Origin of the sequence: Rhizobium ecuadorense (genome assembly GCF_001187535.1) — a bacterium.
GTDB classification, from domain to species: Bacteria; Pseudomonadota; Alphaproteobacteria; order Rhizobiales; family Rhizobiaceae; genus Rhizobium; species Rhizobium ecuadorense.
This window is the reverse complement of sequence record NZ_LFIO01000521.1, coordinates 1-307: the sequence shown is the minus strand read 5'-3', so window position 1 is coordinate 307 and position 307 is coordinate 1. Positions and strand designations below refer to the sequence as shown.

Genomic DNA, 307 nt, shown 5'->3' with positions numbered 1-307 from the left:
CGGCAGCGCTGGCCTGATCTCGATATCGAGATCCGGGAAATGATGTCGACGGAACAGGTGACTGCGCTCAAGGAGCGACGCATCGATCTGGGTTTCGGCAGGGTGCGCTTCAATGACAGGGAAGTCGAACGGCTGACGCTCCGAGAGGAGCGGCTTGTCGTCGCCTTCCCGAAGAGCCATGCCAAATCCATCGCCAAGGAGCCCATAGGGCTTTGCGAGCTGGAGGGGGAATCCCTGATCATCTATCCCTCGACGCCCCGGCCAAGCTTTGCGGACGAGACGCTGAACCTGCTCGGCGAGATCAACG

At 60.9% G+C, this 307-nt stretch carries 1 protein-coding gene; it reads left to right on the top strand.

Translation table 11 applies throughout. From position 1 onward, the window contains the following. A partial coding sequence (locus AF337_RS11820) for a LysR substrate-binding domain-containing protein (RefSeq protein WP_244471223.1) occupies nucleotides 1–307 on the top strand: 307 nt, incomplete at both ends.